The following is a 17022-nucleotide window of genomic DNA, read 5'->3' on the forward strand; positions in this document are numbered from 1 at the left end:
TTCATTTTTTTCATGAGAGCTACAGCTTTGTGAAGCAACAAAATATTGATTAACTAATATTGTTCCACAGTAGCTCAGTGGTAGAGCTATCGGCTGTTAACCGATCGGTCGTAGGTTCGAATCCTACCTGTGGAGCCATTTTGCTTCCATAGCTCAGCGGTAGAGCACTTCCATGGTAAGGAAGGGGTCGCCGGTTCAAGTCCGGCTGGAAGCTCTTAGAAATGATATTATTAAACATGGCCCGTTGGTCAAGCGGTTAAGACACCGCCCTTTCACGGCGGTAACACGGGTTCGAATCCCGTACGGGTCACCATTTGGAGGATTAGCTCAGCTGGGAGAGCACCTGCCTTACAAGCAGGGGGTCGCAGGTTCGAGCCCTGCATCCTCCACCATACGCCGGCCTAGCTCAACTGGTAGAGCAACTGACTTGTAATCAGTAGGTTGGGGGTTCAAGTCCTCTGGCCGGCACCATTTTTAATGGAGGGATAGCGAAGTTGGCCAAACGCGGCGGACTGTAAATCCGCTCCCATCGGGTTCGTAGGTTCGAGTCCTACTCCCTCCACCATTTTATTTTTTATAGAAATACATTAAACAGTGTATACATTCACTGTTATTTTATTGGGCTATAGCCAAGCGGTAAGGCAACGGTTTTTGGTACCGTCATGCGCTGGTTCGAATCCAGCTAGCCCAGCCATTTTCGAGCCATTAGCTCAGTTGGTAGAGCATCTGACTTTTAATCAGAGGGTCGAAGGTTCGAATCCTTCATGGCTCATAAGCATATATTATTTTAGATGAACTTTTAACTTTTGTTTATCTAATCTGGGGCCTTAGCTCAGCTGGGAGAGCGCCTGCTTTGCACGCAGGAGGTCAGCGGTTCGATCCCGCTAGGCTCCACCATACATATTTTAGTCAAAAGGGTTGGACGTTATGATAATGTTCAGTCCTTTTTTTTGTAAAAAAGCAGAAAAAGTAGCCTTCTTTACCGAACGAGTAACTTGATACCACACCAACCGTCCGTGACAAAAACAACAAGATGATCAAAGTTTTTTAAATGGAAGTAGGCACTTCAAAGTCTTCAAGATCCTTTGGGAACCCTATCAGTGGGATGAGGTGAAGTTTGGGATTAGGCAATAAGCGGAGAACGAAATGATCCCTTGTGTTAAGAAAATGATTTATTGTGAAAAAATTATGGTTACACTGGAATTAAAATGGGGAAATAATAGTTAAGTTTCTATTAATAATCAGGTTGAATGTAAACAAAGAAGATACTCTTAGTTACCAGTAATGATAATACAACCTTGCTCCTACTAATTATAAGTATGCTACTGTTGCAGCAAGCATAAGCTTCACTATAGCTGCCTCTCGTAGTGTACATATTTTTTTCATCACGAAAATACTTGTCATAATAATTGTAAACATACGAAAAATAGGTGCAACACGATGTCCTTATGATAGGATGCGTTTCTAAATTATGTTATACTTATCAAAGTGATTACTCTAAATGATGGGAAGAATAATTCATGTGCAGAAGGAAGTGTAACCATGCTTGGTGAGGGACTAAATTTTTATAATCTATTACGAATAGCCGTTGACATTACCCTTGTCTGGTATGTTTTTTATAAATTAATTATGCTCATTCGTGGTACAAAGGCTATTCAATTGTTAAAAGGTATTTTTGTCGTATTAATTATTTATTTAATCAGTCATTTGTTAAACTTACAAACGGTTCAAGTGATGATTGAACAAGTAATTGTCTGGGGACCTTTAGCAATCATTATTTTATTTCAACCAGAATTGCGTCGTGCACTGGAACAAATTGGTCGAGGGAGCTTCTTTACTCGAAATAAAAAATCGAAAGAAGAAGTTTTGAATCAAGTCATTGACTCGATCGTGAAATCCTGTAATTACATGGGAAAACGACGAATTGGTGCATTAATCACCATTGAAAGAGACACAAATATGGGTGATTTTGTTGAGACTGGCATCCCAATTCATGGTCAATTAACAACGCAATTATTAACAAATATTTTTGTTCCGAACACCCCACTTCATGATGGGGCAGTCATTATTAAAGAAAATGAAATTGTGGCAGCAGCTTGTTATTTGCCTTTATCTGAAAGTGCATTTATATCCAAGGAGCTAGGAACTAGACACCGTGCAGCAATGGGTATTAGTGAAGTAAGTGATGCAATAACGATAATTGTCTCAGAAGAAACAGGTCAAATCTCATGTACACGTAGTGGAGAACTACATAGAGATTTGGATCAAGATAAATTAACTGACATGTTAAGAAACAATTTGGAAGCTAATTTTGTAAAGGCCCCGACGTTAAAGAATTGGAATTGGAGGGGGAAAAAAGATGAATGATTGGTTAAACAAGCCGTGGGTTATTCGGGGGATCTCCTTAGTATTAGCGATTTTAACTTTTGCTCTTATTACATTTGACAATCAAGAAAGTCGTACTGCTGATGTTGGCTTTGATTCATTTTTTAGTAGTTCTCAAGAAACAGAAACGTTAGAAGATATACCGGTAAACATTCAAATTGATGAAGACAGTTACGTGGTAAGTGGTGTACCGGAAACCGTCTCGGTGACTCTACAAGGAACAGTTAGTGTGGTTCAATCAACAGCAACACAACGTAATTTTGACGTATTTGTGGATTTAGAAGGGTTGGAGCCTGGTTCTCATCGCGTACCATTAGAATATGAGGGAATCTCCAACCGTCTATCTGTCTATATAGAACCTTCAGAAATTGATGTGGTCATTGAAGAAAGAGCAACCGCAGAATATGAGGTTCTTGTTGATTATACCAATGAAACACGTTTGGAATTAGGTTATGAATTAATCGATGCGACTGTATCACCAACAACTGTTGAAATTACTAGTTCAAGAAGTATGATCGACCGAATTGCAATCGTGAAGGCATTTGTAGATGTGGATGGGATTGGAGAATCCATGGAAATAAGGGATGTACCAGTTCGTGTTTATGATAGTGAAGGAAATCAGTTAAACGTACGCGTCACCCCACAAACAGTCGATGTTGGTGTTAATGTAGCCAATCCAAGTAAAACCGTTCCGGTAACGATAGAGACTACTGGGGAGTTACCTGATGATTTGCGCCTATTGTCTATGGATTTAGAAACAGAAGAAGTGGAAATATTTGCTTCAGAAGCAGACTTGGATGAAATTACTGAGATAAGAACAGAGCCTATTAATTTATCAGAAATTAATGAGGATTCAACTATAGAAATTGGATTGGATTTACCAGATGCGGTTAGACTAGTATCAGAAGAGGTAATAACTGTTAATGTTAGTGTTGAAGAGCTTACGGATCAGTCGTTTGAAGAGCTCCCTATTTCTATTGAAAATTTAGGGGGAGATTTAACCTATACGTTTATAAACCCTGAAGACGGGGAGCTTACCGTAACCATAACCGGATACCCATCTGATCTTGCTGAAATTGGTGCTTCTGATTTCCAGCTGTCTGTAGATCTTGCGGAGCTGGAAGACGGAGAACACCAAGTACCGGTTGAAGTGAGTGGACCAAATAACATCGAATACACATTAGAAATGGATAATGTAATCGTTCAGATTGAATAATTGATATCAAGTGAAAATGTATAAATTAGGAATAAAGGAGAGGTACATTATGGGTAAATATTTCGGAACAGATGGGGTAAGGGGAATTGCCAATGAGCAATTGACACCAGAATTAGCATTTAAACTGGGCCGATGTGGAGGATATGTACTCACCAAAGATACTGACAAACCAAAAGTATTAATAGGTAAGGATACAAGAATTTCCGGTACGATGTTAGAAGGAGCTCTTACTGCTGGTTTACTTTCTATTGGTGCGGAAGTGATGCGACTCGGAGTAATTTCAACACCTGGGGTAGCTTATTTAACCAAAGCAATGGGGGCAGAGGCAGGCATTATGATCTCAGCTTCTCATAATCCAGTTGAAGACAATGGCATTAAGTTTTTTGGTGCGGATGGGTTTAAACTAACGGACGAGCAGGAAATAGAAATCGAAGCTTTGATCGATGCTGAAAAGGATGAATTGCCAAGACCCATTGCTGAAAACATTGGTCAGGTGAATGATTATTTTGAAGGTGGACAAAAATATATTCAGTATTTAAAACAATCAGTAGATAACGATTTCGAGGGACTACATATAGCATTAGACTGCGCTAATGGTTCAACTTCATCATTAGCAAATCATTTGTTTGCTGATTTAGAAGCAGATATCTCAACGATTGGTGCTTCACCAGATGGATTGAATATTAATGATGGGGTTGGTTCTACACACCCGGAAACACTTCAAGCGTTTGTTATCGAAAAAGAAGCAGATCTTGGTTTAGCATTTGACGGAGATGGTGATCGACTCATCGCTGTCGATGAAAAAGGTCAAATCGTTGATGGAGATCAAATCATGTACATCTGTGCAAAGTATCTAAATGAACGAGGCTTATTACGTCATGCAACGGTTGTATCAACTGTAATGAGTAACCTTGGTTTCTATAAAGCGATTGGAGAGCAAGAAATCAAGAGCAACAAGACGGATGTTGGTGATCGTTATGTCATGGAGGAAATGCGCAAAGGTGGCTATAACTTAGGTGGAGAGCAATCTGGGCATATCATTTTCTTAGATTATATTACAACCGGTGACGGGATGTTAAGTGCATTGCAGTTAGTGAATGTAATGAAAGAAACAGGTAAAAAGCTTTCAGAACTAGCTGGAGAAATGGTGAAATTTCCACAAGTCTTGAAGAATGTAAAAGTGGTCGATAAGAACCAAGCGTTAGTCGATCCAAGAATTCAAGAAATTATTCATAAAGTAGAAGCAGAAATGGGTGACGAGGGTAGAGTGTTGGTGCGCCCATCAGGTACGGAATCGTTAGTGCGTGTTATGGTAGAAGCACCTACCATTGAACGTTGTAATGAAGCTGCCGATCAAGTAGTAGATGTCATTCAAGAATTGTTAGGTTTACAATAAAAAAAACAATGCCTCTTATTTTTTGGTGAAGAGGCGTTGTTTTTTTGCACTGGATAAGTACTATTTACATAGAGTGTAGTAGTAATACTTTTTCGTTTTTTCACAAAGAAAAAATGGTATTGCTAGCATGCAGGAATTCGGTTAAAATAAAAAGAGTCCTTGTCTTTTTGACACGGATGTATTTTGAGATAGAAAGGTGGGTTGAATGGTTGTTGAACAAAAGCGCCTGAACTATTTTTTTGTTCGGAAATATAAAAAATAGTTGACGAGGAGGAGGAGTATCGAGGATTTCGGCGGATACCTCCCGGTTGCATACCTCCAACCGACACGTTGTTATTCGAAAATAAAGAGGCGACTCTTTACACAAGAATAAGAACATGGGGATAAAAAAACACGAGATAGGGGCAACGTAACGCCCCTTGCAATAGAAGAAGGTTCGTTATCGTTTGCCTCTTTCTTTTAGGAGGAAACAACGAAAATGTGTGGAATTGTTGGATATATTGGAAATAATGATACGAAAGATGTTTTATTGAATGGTCTGGAAAAATTAGAATATCGTGGTTATGACTCTGCAGGTATCGCTACGTTGAACCCAGAGGGTCTACACTTGTTTAAAGTAAAAGGTCGTATTGCGGCGTTGCGAGATAAAGTGGATGTTACGGTTCAATCGACGATGGGTATCGGACATACGCGTTGGGCAACACATGGTGAGCCTAGTGAAGATAATGCACACCCACACCAAAGTTCAACTGGTCGCTTTACGCTCGTGCATAATGGCGTGATTGAAAATTATTATGAGGTAAGAGAACAATATCTGACTGATGTTGAACTGAAAAGTGAAACAGATACAGAGATTGTTGTTCAGCTTATTGAAGTTTTATATGGTCAAACGAATGATGTGTTGGTTGCTTTTCGCCAAGCAATGTCAATCTTAAAAGGTTCTTATGCCATTGCATTAATTGACCAAGACAATCCAGATGCGATTTATGTTGCAAAAAATAAAAGTCCTCTTCTCGTTGGTCTAGGTGAAGGATTCAATTTGGTTGCAAGTGATGCAATGGCAACATTAAAAGAGACCGAAAAATATCTTGAGATTGAAGATAAAGAAGTAGTGATCGTAAAACGAGAAGCTGTCGAAATTCAGAAGTTGGATGGCACGATAGTAGATCGGAAACCATATGTTGCGGAAATTGATGCGGCCGATACGGAAAAAGGCACATACGCACACTTTATGTTAAAAGAAATTGATGAGCAACCAATTGTTATGCGTAAGATCATTCAAAAGTATCAAGATGAGCATGGGGAAATTCAATTAGAAGATGACGTTCGCCAAGCAATGACTCAAGCGGATCGTATCTATATTATTGCAGCGGGAACAAGTTATCACGCTGGATTAGTAGGAAAACAATTCATTGAAAAACTAGCACAGGTTCCTGTGGAAGTTCATATTTCAAGCGAGTTTTCTTACAATATGCCGTTGTTGTCAGAAAAACCACTGTTCGTCTTTATTTCGCAAAGTGGTGAAACTGCAGACAGTCGTTCTGTGTTAGTAAAAACAAAAGCGCTTGGACATAAAGCGCTAACGATTACCAATGTACCGGGTTCTACCCTTTCTCGTGAAGCGGATTATACCTTGCATCTTCATGCAGGTCCCGAAATTGCCGTAGCTTCAACCAAAGCATACACGGCACAAATTGCTGTCTTAGCGCTCCTAGCGGTAGGTACAGCAAAAGCAAAATGTCTTCATTTGCATTTTGATCCATTAAAAGAATTAGCGATCGTTGCAAGTGCGATGGAATCTTTGACAGATCAAAAAGAAGCATTTGAACAATTGGCAAAAGATTTGTTTTCGACGACGCGAAATGCGTTCTTCATAGGACGTGGCAATGATTATTTTGTCGTGCAAGAAGCGGCATTAAAATTAAAAGAGATATCTTATATTCAGGCAGAAGGTTTTGCTGGTGGAGAATTGAAGCATGGTACGATCGCATTAATTGAAGATGATACACCAGTTGTAGCTATCTCGACACAAGAAAACGTTAATTTATCCATCCGTGGGAACGTGCAAGAAGTTGTTGCGCGTGGTGCTAAAGCGGCGATCGTAAGTATGAAAGGTCTAGAAAAAGATAGTGATGCCTTCGTTTTACCAAAAGTGCATGAATTATTAACACCATTAGTGAGTGTGATTCCGATGCAATTACTCTCCTACTACGCAGCATTACACCGCGATTGTGACGTAGATAAACCACGTAACCTTGCGAAAAGTGTTACCGTGGAGTAGGAACAAAGATACAATCACGTTAAATCAATCGAAACACAGGCTGGATCCAATACGGGTCCAGTCTTTTCTTTTTCTTTTATTCAATCTACCTTCAATCCCAATAACAGAAGGAAGAACTTTTTAGCATAATGGAATGAAGAAAAAAGGCGAGATAAGAGGGGGCTAAGATCCACAAGGGTTTGACGGGCGTGAGGAAGGGCGAGAAGATGAAAATCAACTTTTTGGCAGGGGGATGCCAATCTCAATTTCAATCATAACTCAATACAGATCCAATCTTTTCTGTTTACACGAGTATCCTCCAAACCTTACTCTGTAAATGTTTGGGTTCATCTTGTTCTTTTTCAGTTGGTTTACAAATCACATTGAATCAGTGTTTTCCTCGCTTAGACCAGGAGGAAAACCTTCCGTTTTTTGTTCAATTTCCTTCCAGTGTGGATCGTAAATATTGTGGAGACATCTTTAACTACATAAAAAATGCGAAAATAGATTATATCAAATTCTTCGTATTGGAAAAAAGATATACCCTTGTCCATTTTCAGGACAGATATAGTCATGAACTGCACCAGCAAGTTTGATATTGTTTTCTTTCAGGTACTCACTAACTTCACTGAACGTATTCTGAGATTCATTCTCGACATAAATGTACTCATACGATGGAATTGTCCACTTCACCCAACCTGGAGGTGGTTGAGAATTATCTACAGCCTCAATACCTGCAAGATAAAGTCCGTCTTTAAAATGATTATCCCATGGATTGAATGAACGGGAGAAGTCGGACATGGCTCCCCATATTCCAATAAGGTTTCCATTCTCATCTTTCTTCGCTAATGGTACCACTTCTGCAAAATTAGCATTAGCATCATCCCACAATTTCTGTATAAAAGATTCACCATCATTGGTAGAGCCTTCTTTACCGATAACCGAAAAGGACTCTTTGATACACTTTTTTATTTCCATATCATTACCTCCCGTCATTAATAAAGGCTTTATATCTACAGTTAATTTTACTTCTATAATAGGATAATGTTATTGTGACCGTCAGTGCATTATTTCACATACTATAATTTAAGGCTTATTTTACTAATAAAAAGGCTTTACTTCTATTAAAGTAAAGCCCTAATTTGATTATTAATTTTTAACAAAATATTTCATGGATATTTCCATCAGGATCTGCAAAAAAAGCGGTAGTCTGACCCCAAGGCATTTGGGCTGGTTCTTTAATGGGAGTAGCCCCTTTTTCTATCATTTCTTTATAAGATTTCTCTACCTCTTCTGGCGTGTCACAAGGAAATGCTAACTCAAACGATTGTCCCTTTTTATCTTCTTTAAAAGAAGAATGACCTCCGGTTATATCAAACATTATTTGACGGGAACAAATTGAAAACCTAACTCCTTCACTTTCAAACTCTACATTATGTTCAGAATCATCTTCTGTATTAAATCCTATAACATCTTGATAGAATTTTTTCATTTTTAAAACATCATCTGTGAGTATTGTTACAAGGCTTATTTTAGATCTCATTTAAATACAGCTCCTATTCATTTTATTTTTTTTGCCAATCATACAGTAACGTTTGTGCAATATGAATCCTAAGTAATATTGTATAATTATAACTTTAATTACAAAACATTCTATTATTGATTATACAATATTTTCAGTTTTAATTTCCAGCAAACATGATCTCAGTTTAAAGAGTATGGAAAACTACGACGGTCTTTAAATACACATCCCATAGTGATTCAGTCTTTTTTGTGTAGTAACTCATAAATCTTGTTTCCATTATTGCACCAGTTATTACTCGTCGTATCATTCTAAATGTTCCTCAATCTCTTTTCAGTGTGATACCTAACTGTAACCGCGAGTCTAAAATTAATAGATGTTGGTGTGTCAATAGTAGTCTGAACTTTTTTAAAAAACTAGCAAAACAATAATAATTAATTGGTTATTTATGTTATTGTATAGTTGTGTCAAAAATTTTCTTATGATGCGGAAGGAGGCGTTGTTTTATGAAAAAGACAATGATACTTAGTGATGGGGTAACAATAAACTAAGGGTGAGTGTATCAATGCCCATGTAAACTACGTGATCCCAATATAGATGGTGTTTCACGGTTAAATGAACTTGGTCATGTTTTTTGTGTGTTCGATCAGCAGGATTCAGGAAATATTAGCTTTGGTTTGGAAAAGGATAATAAAAGGTTTTTTGTTAAGTATGCAGGAGCAAAGCCTAGGGGTTTTTATGGTAATCAAAGTGATGCTGTTGCCCGATTGAAAGAAGCTATTCCAGTTTATAAAAAAAGGGAATACCAAGTTCCAAAGTTCAAAAGTAAACGACATAAGCAAAGCTATACGACGAATGTCGTGAACGGAAACATTCAACTGTTGGAGGGGCATATTAATCACCTAAATTAAGATTGGTCAAAATCAAACAACACCGAACCATCCCTTTAGACCATAAAATCAAATCTTGTACACTGTCTATGACTTCATCAGGAAAATATTATATTTCTATTCTGACAGAATACGAGAAAGAAATTGAAAAAGTCGTTGGGTAAGATTTTGCGATGGATGGATTGTTTGTCACGAGTGAGGGTGAGAAAGCCAATTACCCTAAGTTTTATCGACAAATGCTTGAAAAATTAGCAAAGGAACAACGCAAACTATCTCGTAAGAAGAAAAGTTCTTCTGACTGGGATAAACAACGTATTCGAGTGGCTAAAATTCAAGTAAAAGTCGTTAATCAACGCAAGAATTTCTTTCACCATAAATCAAAAGAAATGGTTATTAAATGACCGGTAAGGATGGTAAGTGGTGGGAGTAGTTCACTTTCTAATGCACTAACGTGGCAGATTAGGAGAAGAACTAGATATAGTATTGGAGATGAAAGTAATGAACAAAGAATTAGACAAAGCAATTGATTTAAGGAAAAGGGGAGATCATAAAGAATCGAACGAATTACTAATGAGATTAGCAGAGGAGTTTCCTGATGATGCTTCAATTAACTACCAATGTGCTTGGAGTTTTGACATATTAGGAGAAGAAGCTAAAGCTGTACCGTTTTATGAAAATGCTATTAAGTTTGGGTTGCCACCAAGGGATTTGGAAGGAGCCTTATTGGGATTAGGTAGTACATATAGAACTTTAGGAGAATATAAAAAGTCAAAAAGTACGTTTCTAAAAGGGATTGAACTATTTCCCAATAATAGAGCAATGCAAACGTTCTATTCAATGACCTTATATAATCTGAATGAACATAGTAAAGCTATGGAGCTATTATTAAAATGCTTAACAGATACAACGAAAGACCCTAAAATTTCCAGTTATAAAAAAGCTATTGATTTCTATTCGGATAAATTAGATGAAATATGGAAGTAGTTTGTGAATAGATATACTCACACTAACGGAGGCGTTAGTTCAAATGATAACTTATAATCCATGGCTAAGGCGACCAAAACAACATCGATACATTCTTCTTGCACATCATTGATTCCTAACTGCTTATACTCACTTCCAACTTGTTTTAAGATAAGATAATACAGCTTGAGAAGTTTCACCAACTTCCTCGGTTAACTTTAATGCCATTTGTTCTAATGTTTTTGGCTCTCTTTTACTAAGCAACTTTATTTCTTTTAGCAATTGCTCCATGTTTTCTGCCCTCTTTTAAATTAATTATTTTATTACCATTTATGTATATAAGCACCCTCATATTTTTTGAGCTTATTCACTAACTCTTTTGAATCCCGATCAATAACTATTAAATCTTTATACTCTGCTTTAACAAACCCTTGTTCAATCATATGGTCAAAAAGCGATATTATAGGTGAGTAGTAATCATTAATATTGAGTAATGCACACGGTTTATTATGGTACCCTAGTTGAGCCCAAGTAAATACTTCAAACCATTCTTCTAAAGTTCCAGAACCACCAGGTAATGCAATAAATCCGTCAGCATATTCTGCCATAAGCGCTTTTCTTTCATGCATAGTACGAACCACATGTAATTCAGATAGTTGTTGGTGAGCTATCTCAATGTTTTTTAACTTCTCTGGGATAACACCTATTACTCTACCACCTGCATTCATTACAGCATCTGCAACAGCCCCCATACAACCGACTGTCGCTCCTCCATAAACAAGGTCCAACCCGTTATCTACTAATACTCTCCCCAGTTTTTCAGCTTCTTCCATATAGATTGGGTCAATCCCTTTACTAGAACCACAGTATACTGCTATTGTTTTCACAAATACTTCATCCTCTCAAAAGTAACTTCAAACTATCATATACAATTCATTTATATATTAGCATAATTTTAGTTCATGAATAATTGGAATGTTCTTTTTAAGTGAACCTTTCGTTAGTGTCATAGGGACAACATATGGTTGTTCAGCTAAAGTTCCCGTTTGTGTAAAGAGATCTATTCACAAACTACTTCAATATTTTATAGACAAAAACAAGAGTTGGAAAATCAACTCTTGTTTTTATGTTTCTTTAGATTTTCATAATAGGTTTTAATGCTTCCCATTCTTCCCTTAATAACCCCATTCTAATAGAGTCGTAATACTCTCCATTATAGTAACGACATTTTCTAAGTCTAGCTTCTAATGTCATTCCTAGCTTTTCTCCTACATTGACCATTCTATGATTACCAGACCAAGTGGTGAATCCTACTCTTACCAGAGGCAAAGTATTAAATAAATGGTTAATCCATAAAGGAAATTTAATACTAATTATGGAAGCATATGATACACTTAGATTATCAGAGTTTAGCAAATAATGGCGTTTGCTTATAGTGCTAACGGGGAGGTGAGCGTATTAACAAAGGTAAGATAATCAAAGTTATTGTTGTTTTAGTTATCATTGGATTCTTCTCATACCACGGAATACGTTCTGGTTTAATTCATATGTATTTTTCACCTGATGTAGAAGAGAGGGTGGTAGAGGGAGAGGATTATATAAAGTATAGTAGTGGAGATATAAGATTTAACGTAGATGAACAACGTGCTGGTCATGTAATGCCAATAACGATTGAAAACGAATCAAGTAGAATATACGCGTATGCTGATAGAAAGTCATTCGGCTTTCCCAACAATACATTAATCGTTGAATTGTGGGAATCAAATATTCTTTTAGGTAAATGCTTAATCACCAGTGGAGAGTTATGTGATTTCGAAAAGAACCAAGTAGTTTTTGGGGAGGGTGGTGAATCAAACAATTCGAGTGAAAGTTACAAAAACTTAACGCTTCCACCTGGAGATTATTGGGTGTATTTTATCTCACAAGAAAAGCACACTTGGGAACCATGGGTTAAAGTAGAGTAATGAAACGATATGTATTGCTGGTTTTATTAGGAATACAATTATAGGACAAAGCTTGTTAAATTAAACGGAAGCGTTAGTTCAAACCAAAAAATATATTAAAACGGACTTCCATAATTTTGGGGGTCCGTTTTGTGCGAGACAAGGATCGTCAGACGGTTTTGTATCAGCCGTTCAGGCAATGCTTTGGTCTTCAGGATACCAGACTGCAACTGGACCTGTTGCTGGCATATTTGGTCAACAAACAAGAACAGATTTAATGCACTTTCAAAATTTAGAAGGCATAGTCGCAGATGGTATAGCCGGTCCCATAACATGGTCTACATTCGAGAATTACACGAGTAGCGGATTTACTTCTAGAACATATAATCATTGGCAGAGTTCTTATTACAATTGACTCATTATGGTGAAGAGGAAGATAAGGAAAGTTACCAATGGAAGCTACAGTTGCTTCAAGAACGCTTACCAGCGGATATTACATCAGATGAAGCGATCCGCATTGTTGCAGAGAGAAATGCAGCAAAAGATATTGAAGAAGTAAAAATCGGACAGCATCAAGCACTTCTGAAGTACACCTCAAATCAAGGAGAGCAATTAAATGAAATTTGGGTAGCAACAGATGACTATTTTTATTCGGTGAGTGCTCCATATTTAAGTAAGTCTGAGTTGATTGATGTAGCAACTTCTATGGAATTTGAATAACTAACGAAAAGGATCAGAGCCTTAAGCTCTCTGGTCCTTTTCGTTTTTGTAGGTAAGGAGGGTATAGTGTGGATAACCATTTATTAAATCAGAAATTAATTAATGATTGGTATGATACATACGGACGAACAATCTTTAAATATGTGTTAAATATGATTAATGATTATCAAGAGGCGGAGGATTTAATGCATGATGTTTTTATAAAAGCCTTTACCTATCTTGAGAAAGGAAAGGTCATAGATTATCCAAAAACTTTCTTATATAAAACCGCCCACAATCTTACAATAGATTTTATAAGAAAGCAAGCTCCGATAAAGGTTATCAAGGATTTTCTATTTAGAAAGAAAGCACACAGCAGCCTGCGATCGAGGATCTCCTACTGGTGAATGAACAGCTTAAAGTCATACACAGATCACTCATGAACATGAAATATCAATATCGACAGGTTATTATTTTGCGGAAATTGAATCAGTTATCGATAAAGGAAAGTGCAAAAGTTTTAGGATGGCCAGAAAGTAAAGTTAAAACAACATTACATCGAGCCCTGAAAGAATTGGAAGGAAGGCTAGAGAGGGAGGTTTCTAAGAATGGAAAATAATCGCGTATCTGATAATGAATTTAAAACGTTGGATGAAAGCATGCAGCTTGATGAAAAAAAATTAGAAGGCATTTCAAAGAGAATAATGTTACGATGAATAAAACAAAGCAAGAGAAGAAGAGACGCTTGTTAGTAGTCTGGTCGTCCATAAGCTGTATCATAATTGGAATTGTGCTAGTCATGAGTATATTCCCTCAACTATTGAATGACAATGAAATGCATTCTTTAGACCGATATACTGGAGAACAAGCATCGCGAATAAATGTGGATGCTGAAATTAGCTAGCAATTAACAGACTTAAGAAAAGACGGCTTTTTATTTGCTATGCCCACACATACACCTAAGAAAGATGTAGCATTAACATATATGAGGGAATGGGAAAATGAAAAAAGCATCACTGTTTTTGCACAATTTTATCACCAAGATCAAGAGTTGTTTTCAATTCATCAAGAAAAAGTGAACGTAGAAATAGATGGCAATTACCTTTTTAATCAAGCGGAGGACGAGGTGCGTGAAGTGGAAGGTTTTGACGTCCATTTATCACAAAATGGAGAACTGAATAAAGCGATAATTGTGATAGAGAACTACAGTATTGACATAAGTTCTATTGAATTGGATAGTAAAGACTTAATTAAGCTAATCCGGTCTATGCCATTAAACGAGTTGAAGTAATATTTTTTAATTATTCTTTCTAACTTATCTAGAGTTTCTCGTTTAGATACGAAAGCACTCGCGCCAAGACTAATGATACGATTTTGAAAAGAACAGTGATCATAGCTCGAGTACATTATGAAAGGAATATAGCGATTGTATTTTGTGTTGATTTGTTCCACGATTCTTAGGAAGTCCACATAATTTAATTTTGCTTCCTTGATATTAGGACCTATGATAATAATATCGGGGATGCTTTTTTAAAGAATCGCGAAACTTAACAAGAAGGAATTTCCACAGCTTCTATATCAAATGTTGCCCGTTTGTTTACTTACGATAGTTAAAAATCATAAGAATAAAAATTAAATAATGACATGATGAAGACCTTCATCTATATAGTATTCCCCTTTTAGTTTTCCTAAGCCCTTAACGCTAACTACTCCGTTCGTATAGACGGGTTTTTCATTTACAACAATATGTAATGTAGTAATAGAACGGAAGTTTTCATAATAATGTGTAATAACAGGTTGGTTAATATAGAATTCTTTTTCATTGATTAAAACAGAGAGGAAGTTCTTGTGCAAAAGTTGACCTTCATATGCAACTACATTCATTGGATCAAAACTGTTGCAAATAATGTCTCCTCTAATCAGCAAATGATAGCCTTCCTTATTTTCAAATTGCCTAAATACCTCTTGCTTATTTTCTCTAATCGTACGAATAATAGAATTTGTCTCTGAACTAATTTCCACAGTTGTCGTATCGTCAACTTCCCAATCAACAGCCTCTTTCAGTATGTCGTATAGTTGCTTATCGGTGTTAAATAACCCCTCTTTCCAATCAGGATAAAGCTCATCAAGCAATAGACAAATATACAATCCTGAACTATAACAACTCCTTCTAAGATTAAAGGCGGATTCTTTGTTGTTCAGCAAATCCTTACCATACTCCTTTATTTCATCATCGATAGGATGGAAACTTATATGTGAGTAAGCTTGTAATTCAATATAAAAAGCTGGACCTTCCACTGTTTCGATACAAGCTTCGTACGCCATAAATTCATTAATATAATTTCGTCTTTTTTCACGTGAGTAAATAAAGTGCTTAAGGAATTTTGTTTTTTCAGTATGAGAAGGTGATAATACAGCATGATAGAGACACTTTCTTTCCCCACTTCTTAGTTCCACGTTTTCCTTTGACAACGGATAGATCATTGCGAGAAATTCGTTAGGAAATCTTTTTTCCTCATTAAGATATTGTAATCCATGGAATAATTCATGTAGAACAATAGCGTATAGCCTTTCTGTATCTTGATAATAATCTAAATTAACGATAGCGGTTGGATAATCTTCATACATAATAAGAGTATTTGCTCCATTGAATTCGTTGTTCCATGGGATGGTGTAGTAGGGCGTGCTTTTATTTGTGAATTTGGGATGATTATATAAATACACCATTTCTTTATCGTACAAAGCATAGGCAACCATTTTGAATTCCGGCCAATAAAACTTCGAGTTATGATTAATGTGTTCATTTATGTTATTTAAATCTAACATTTTGCTCTGCTCCTTTTTAATATGCAAATGCGATTTTACATAATTAATCCCAATAATTGCTGATACAAGATGTATAGTGTGATGTGAACTACTAATGCACATTAAATGAATGTATTCACCTGACTAAAACAATGTAAAACTCCTTTTAGATCTCCACACAGAGAATAGAGTAAAAATCATAGAAAAAATACGAAGAGATTCTATATCTCCTCTACTGTAACTTGATTTGCTACATCAAGTTTGTTTTTCCTGTATTTAGGATGATTATAACTTATGTTTACAAGTTGATAAAGTATATAGTGTAAAACAAATAATAGATTTCTATTTTCAATAGGAGAATTTCAAAAGGAAGATTGCTTTTTAATGTTTTAATGAAAGCAATCTTTTGTATTCGGTATATAGCATTAAGCTATATCCTTTTTTGTTCTAACTTAGTAAAGCAGTTTAGTGTATACTGAATAAATAGAAAATATTTCTATTTATATAAAAACCATAACAGCTCAATGTGTAATTATAGATTGGTATTATAAGGGTTTATTGTTATTGAAAGGAATTCAAATGTATCTCCAGAATGGGAGGAATATTTGCATTAACTTCTCAGTATCTTAGGTTACTTACGAGATTTCTATTAAGAAAGGAGGGAAGCGTATGACGATTTTCGATATATTCGTGCTGCTAATACTAGGCGTTATCATGTTAGTTGTTGGAATTATAGTAAAGAAAAAATGGTTAAGGATACTTTCAATTATCCCGTTAGCAATATCCGTATTCCAACTAGTTCTTTTAATAGGGATGGGTAAGTAATGCGTCTTATAAAATGCTAACTGCTAGTAATTAACGATTAATCGTGTATAGAGGGGATATAATTGTCCAACTTCTCCTCCCCATCCATTAGGTTATATGCCGTTGTACGTAGTGGTTT

General features: G+C 36.4%; 18 protein-coding genes, 9 tRNA genes and 2 pseudogenes. 23 read left to right on the top strand and 6 right to left on the bottom strand.

Annotated elements, in window-relative coordinates:
• The first annotated feature begins 63 nt into the window (after positions 1-63).
• From OWO01_RS11365 to glmS, 13 genes are all read left to right on the top strand, one after another.
• A tRNA-Asn gene (locus OWO01_RS11365) sits at positions 64-138 on the top strand.
• Between the two features lie 4 nt (positions 139-142).
• Positions 143-214, top strand: a tRNA-Thr gene (locus OWO01_RS11370).
• A 24-nt stretch (positions 215-238) separates the two neighbouring features.
• A tRNA-Glu gene (locus OWO01_RS11375) sits at positions 239-313 on the top strand.
• A gap of 3 nt (positions 314-316) precedes the next feature.
• Positions 317-392: transfer RNA gene (locus tag OWO01_RS11380), tRNA-Val, on the top strand.
• A 3-nt stretch (positions 393-395) separates the two neighbouring features.
• Positions 396-471, top strand: a tRNA-Thr gene (locus OWO01_RS11385).
• 8 nt (positions 472-479) lie between these two features.
• A tRNA-Tyr gene (locus OWO01_RS11390) sits at positions 480-565 on the top strand.
• Between the two features lie 54 nt (positions 566-619).
• Positions 620-694: transfer RNA gene (locus OWO01_RS11395), tRNA-Gln, on the top strand.
• A 5-nt stretch (positions 695-699) separates the two neighbouring features.
• Positions 700-772: transfer RNA gene (locus tag OWO01_RS11400), tRNA-Lys, on the top strand.
• Positions 773-821: 49 nt separating this feature from the next.
• Positions 822-897 (top strand) — tRNA-Ala (locus tag OWO01_RS11405).
• 645 nt (positions 898-1542) lie between these two features.
• Positions 1543-2367: a diadenylate cyclase CdaA gene (gene cdaA, locus OWO01_RS11410; RefSeq protein ID WP_268780585.1), complete on the top strand. Its 825-nt coding sequence runs from the start codon at positions 1543-1545 to the stop codon at positions 2365-2367.
• On the top strand, positions 2360-3601 hold the full coding sequence (locus OWO01_RS11415; protein WP_268780586.1) for a CdaR family protein: 1242 nt from the start codon (positions 2360-2362) through the stop codon (positions 3599-3601). The genes cdaA and OWO01_RS11415 overlap by 8 nt, the downstream gene beginning before the upstream one ends.
• Before the next feature lie 49 nt (positions 3602-3650).
• On the top strand, positions 3651-4997 hold the full coding sequence (gene glmM / locus OWO01_RS11420) for a phosphoglucosamine mutase (RefSeq protein ID WP_268780587.1): 1347 nt from the start codon (positions 3651-3653) through the stop codon (positions 4995-4997).
• A 478-nt stretch (positions 4998-5475) separates the two neighbouring features.
• Entirely contained in the window at positions 5476-7278 is a 1803-nt protein-coding gene (gene glmS / locus OWO01_RS11425) for a glutamine--fructose-6-phosphate transaminase (isomerizing) (RefSeq protein ID WP_268780588.1), read from the top strand.
• Between the two features lie 492 nt (positions 7279-7770).
• Here glmS and OWO01_RS11430 read toward each other — a convergent pair whose 3' ends face one another.
• Together OWO01_RS11430 and OWO01_RS11435 are read right to left on the bottom strand one after the other, a co-directional pair.
• A complete protein-coding gene (locus OWO01_RS11430; RefSeq protein ID WP_268780589.1) occupies positions 7771-8235 on the bottom strand; it encodes a GyrI-like domain-containing protein in 465 nt (154 codons plus the stop codon).
• A 178-nt stretch (positions 8236-8413) separates the two neighbouring features.
• Positions 8414-8800, bottom strand: a complete 387-nt coding sequence (locus tag OWO01_RS11435; RefSeq protein WP_268780590.1) for a VOC family protein — start codon at positions 8798-8800, stop codon at positions 8414-8416.
• A gap of 536 nt (positions 8801-9336) precedes the next feature.
• Between OWO01_RS11435 and OWO01_RS11440 the strand changes: the two are divergent.
• Both OWO01_RS11440 and OWO01_RS11445 read left to right on the top strand, forming a co-directional pair.
• Positions 9337-10058: pseudogene (locus tag OWO01_RS11440) on the top strand (RNA-guided endonuclease InsQ/TnpB family protein); the annotation flags it as partial.
• 109 nt (positions 10059-10167) lie between these two features.
• Positions 10168-10653 carry a tetratricopeptide repeat protein gene (locus OWO01_RS11445; RefSeq protein ID WP_268780591.1) on the top strand — a complete coding sequence of 162 codons (486 nt, stop codon included), beginning with the start codon at positions 10168-10170 and terminating at the stop codon, positions 10651-10653.
• Between the two features lie 129 nt (positions 10654-10782).
• Here OWO01_RS11445 and OWO01_RS11450 read toward each other — a convergent pair whose 3' ends face one another.
• From OWO01_RS11450 to OWO01_RS11460, 3 genes and pseudogenes are all read right to left on the bottom strand, one after another.
• A complete protein-coding gene (locus OWO01_RS11450; protein WP_268780592.1) occupies positions 10783-10923 on the bottom strand; it encodes a nucleoside triphosphate pyrophosphohydrolase family protein in 141 nt (46 codons plus the stop codon).
• 32 nt (positions 10924-10955) lie between these two features.
• A complete protein-coding gene (locus OWO01_RS11455; RefSeq protein ID WP_268780593.1) occupies positions 10956-11519 on the bottom strand; it encodes an LOG family protein in 564 nt (187 codons plus the stop codon).
• Positions 11520-11766: 247 nt separating this feature from the next.
• Positions 11767-11988: pseudogene (locus tag OWO01_RS11460) on the bottom strand (GNAT family N-acetyltransferase); the annotation flags it as partial.
• A 191-nt stretch (positions 11989-12179) separates the two neighbouring features.
• Here OWO01_RS11460 and OWO01_RS11465 point away from each other — a divergent pair.
• From OWO01_RS11465 to OWO01_RS11485, 7 genes are all read left to right on the top strand, one after another.
• Positions 12180-12596, top strand: a complete 417-nt coding sequence (locus OWO01_RS11465) for a hypothetical protein (RefSeq protein ID WP_268780594.1) — start codon at positions 12180-12182, stop codon at positions 12594-12596.
• Positions 12597-12690: 94 nt separating this feature from the next.
• Positions 12691-12990, top strand: coding sequence for a peptidoglycan-binding domain-containing protein (locus OWO01_RS16160; RefSeq protein WP_418936218.1), 300 nt, complete (start codon positions 12691-12693; stop codon positions 12988-12990).
• Positions 12966-13295, top strand: a complete 330-nt coding sequence (locus OWO01_RS11470; RefSeq protein WP_268780595.1) for a hypothetical protein — start codon at positions 12966-12968, stop codon at positions 13293-13295. The genes OWO01_RS16160 and OWO01_RS11470 overlap by 25 nt, the downstream gene beginning before the upstream one ends.
• 68 nt (positions 13296-13363) lie before the next feature.
• Complete coding sequence (locus OWO01_RS11475; RefSeq protein ID WP_268780596.1) at positions 13364-13681, top strand: RNA polymerase sigma factor; 318 nt, start codon at positions 13364-13366, stop codon at positions 13679-13681.
• Positions 13678-13893: an RNA polymerase sigma factor gene (locus OWO01_RS16165; protein ID WP_418936217.1), complete on the top strand. Its 216-nt coding sequence runs from the start codon at positions 13678-13680 to the stop codon at positions 13891-13893. The genes OWO01_RS11475 and OWO01_RS16165 overlap by 4 nt, the downstream gene beginning before the upstream one ends.
• Before the next feature lie 93 nt (positions 13894-13986).
• Positions 13987-14178, top strand: coding sequence for a hypothetical protein (locus tag OWO01_RS11480; RefSeq protein ID WP_268780597.1), 192 nt, complete (start codon positions 13987-13989; stop codon positions 14176-14178).
• An 81-nt stretch (positions 14179-14259) separates the two neighbouring features.
• Complete coding sequence (locus OWO01_RS11485; protein WP_268780598.1) at positions 14260-14565, top strand: hypothetical protein; 306 nt, start codon at positions 14260-14262, stop codon at positions 14563-14565.
• Between the two features lie 341 nt (positions 14566-14906).
• On the opposite strand, the gene OWO01_RS11490 is transcribed toward OWO01_RS11485, so the two are convergent.
• The gene (locus OWO01_RS11490) at positions 14907-16100 is read right to left on the bottom strand and encodes a hypothetical protein (protein ID WP_268780599.1); all 1194 of its coding nucleotides are present in this window, start codon (positions 16098-16100) and stop codon (positions 14907-14909) included.
• A gap of 648 nt (positions 16101-16748) precedes the next feature.
• Here OWO01_RS11490 and OWO01_RS11495 point away from each other — a divergent pair.
• Positions 16749-16904, top strand: coding sequence for a hypothetical protein (locus OWO01_RS11495; RefSeq protein WP_268780600.1), 156 nt, complete (start codon positions 16749-16751; stop codon positions 16902-16904).
• Positions 16905-17022 lie beyond the last annotated feature (118 nt).

It is taken from the genome of Natronobacillus azotifigens (genome assembly GCF_026805325.1).
Lineage (GTDB): Bacteria > Bacillota > Bacilli > Bacillales > Amphibacillaceae > Natronobacillus > Natronobacillus azotifigens.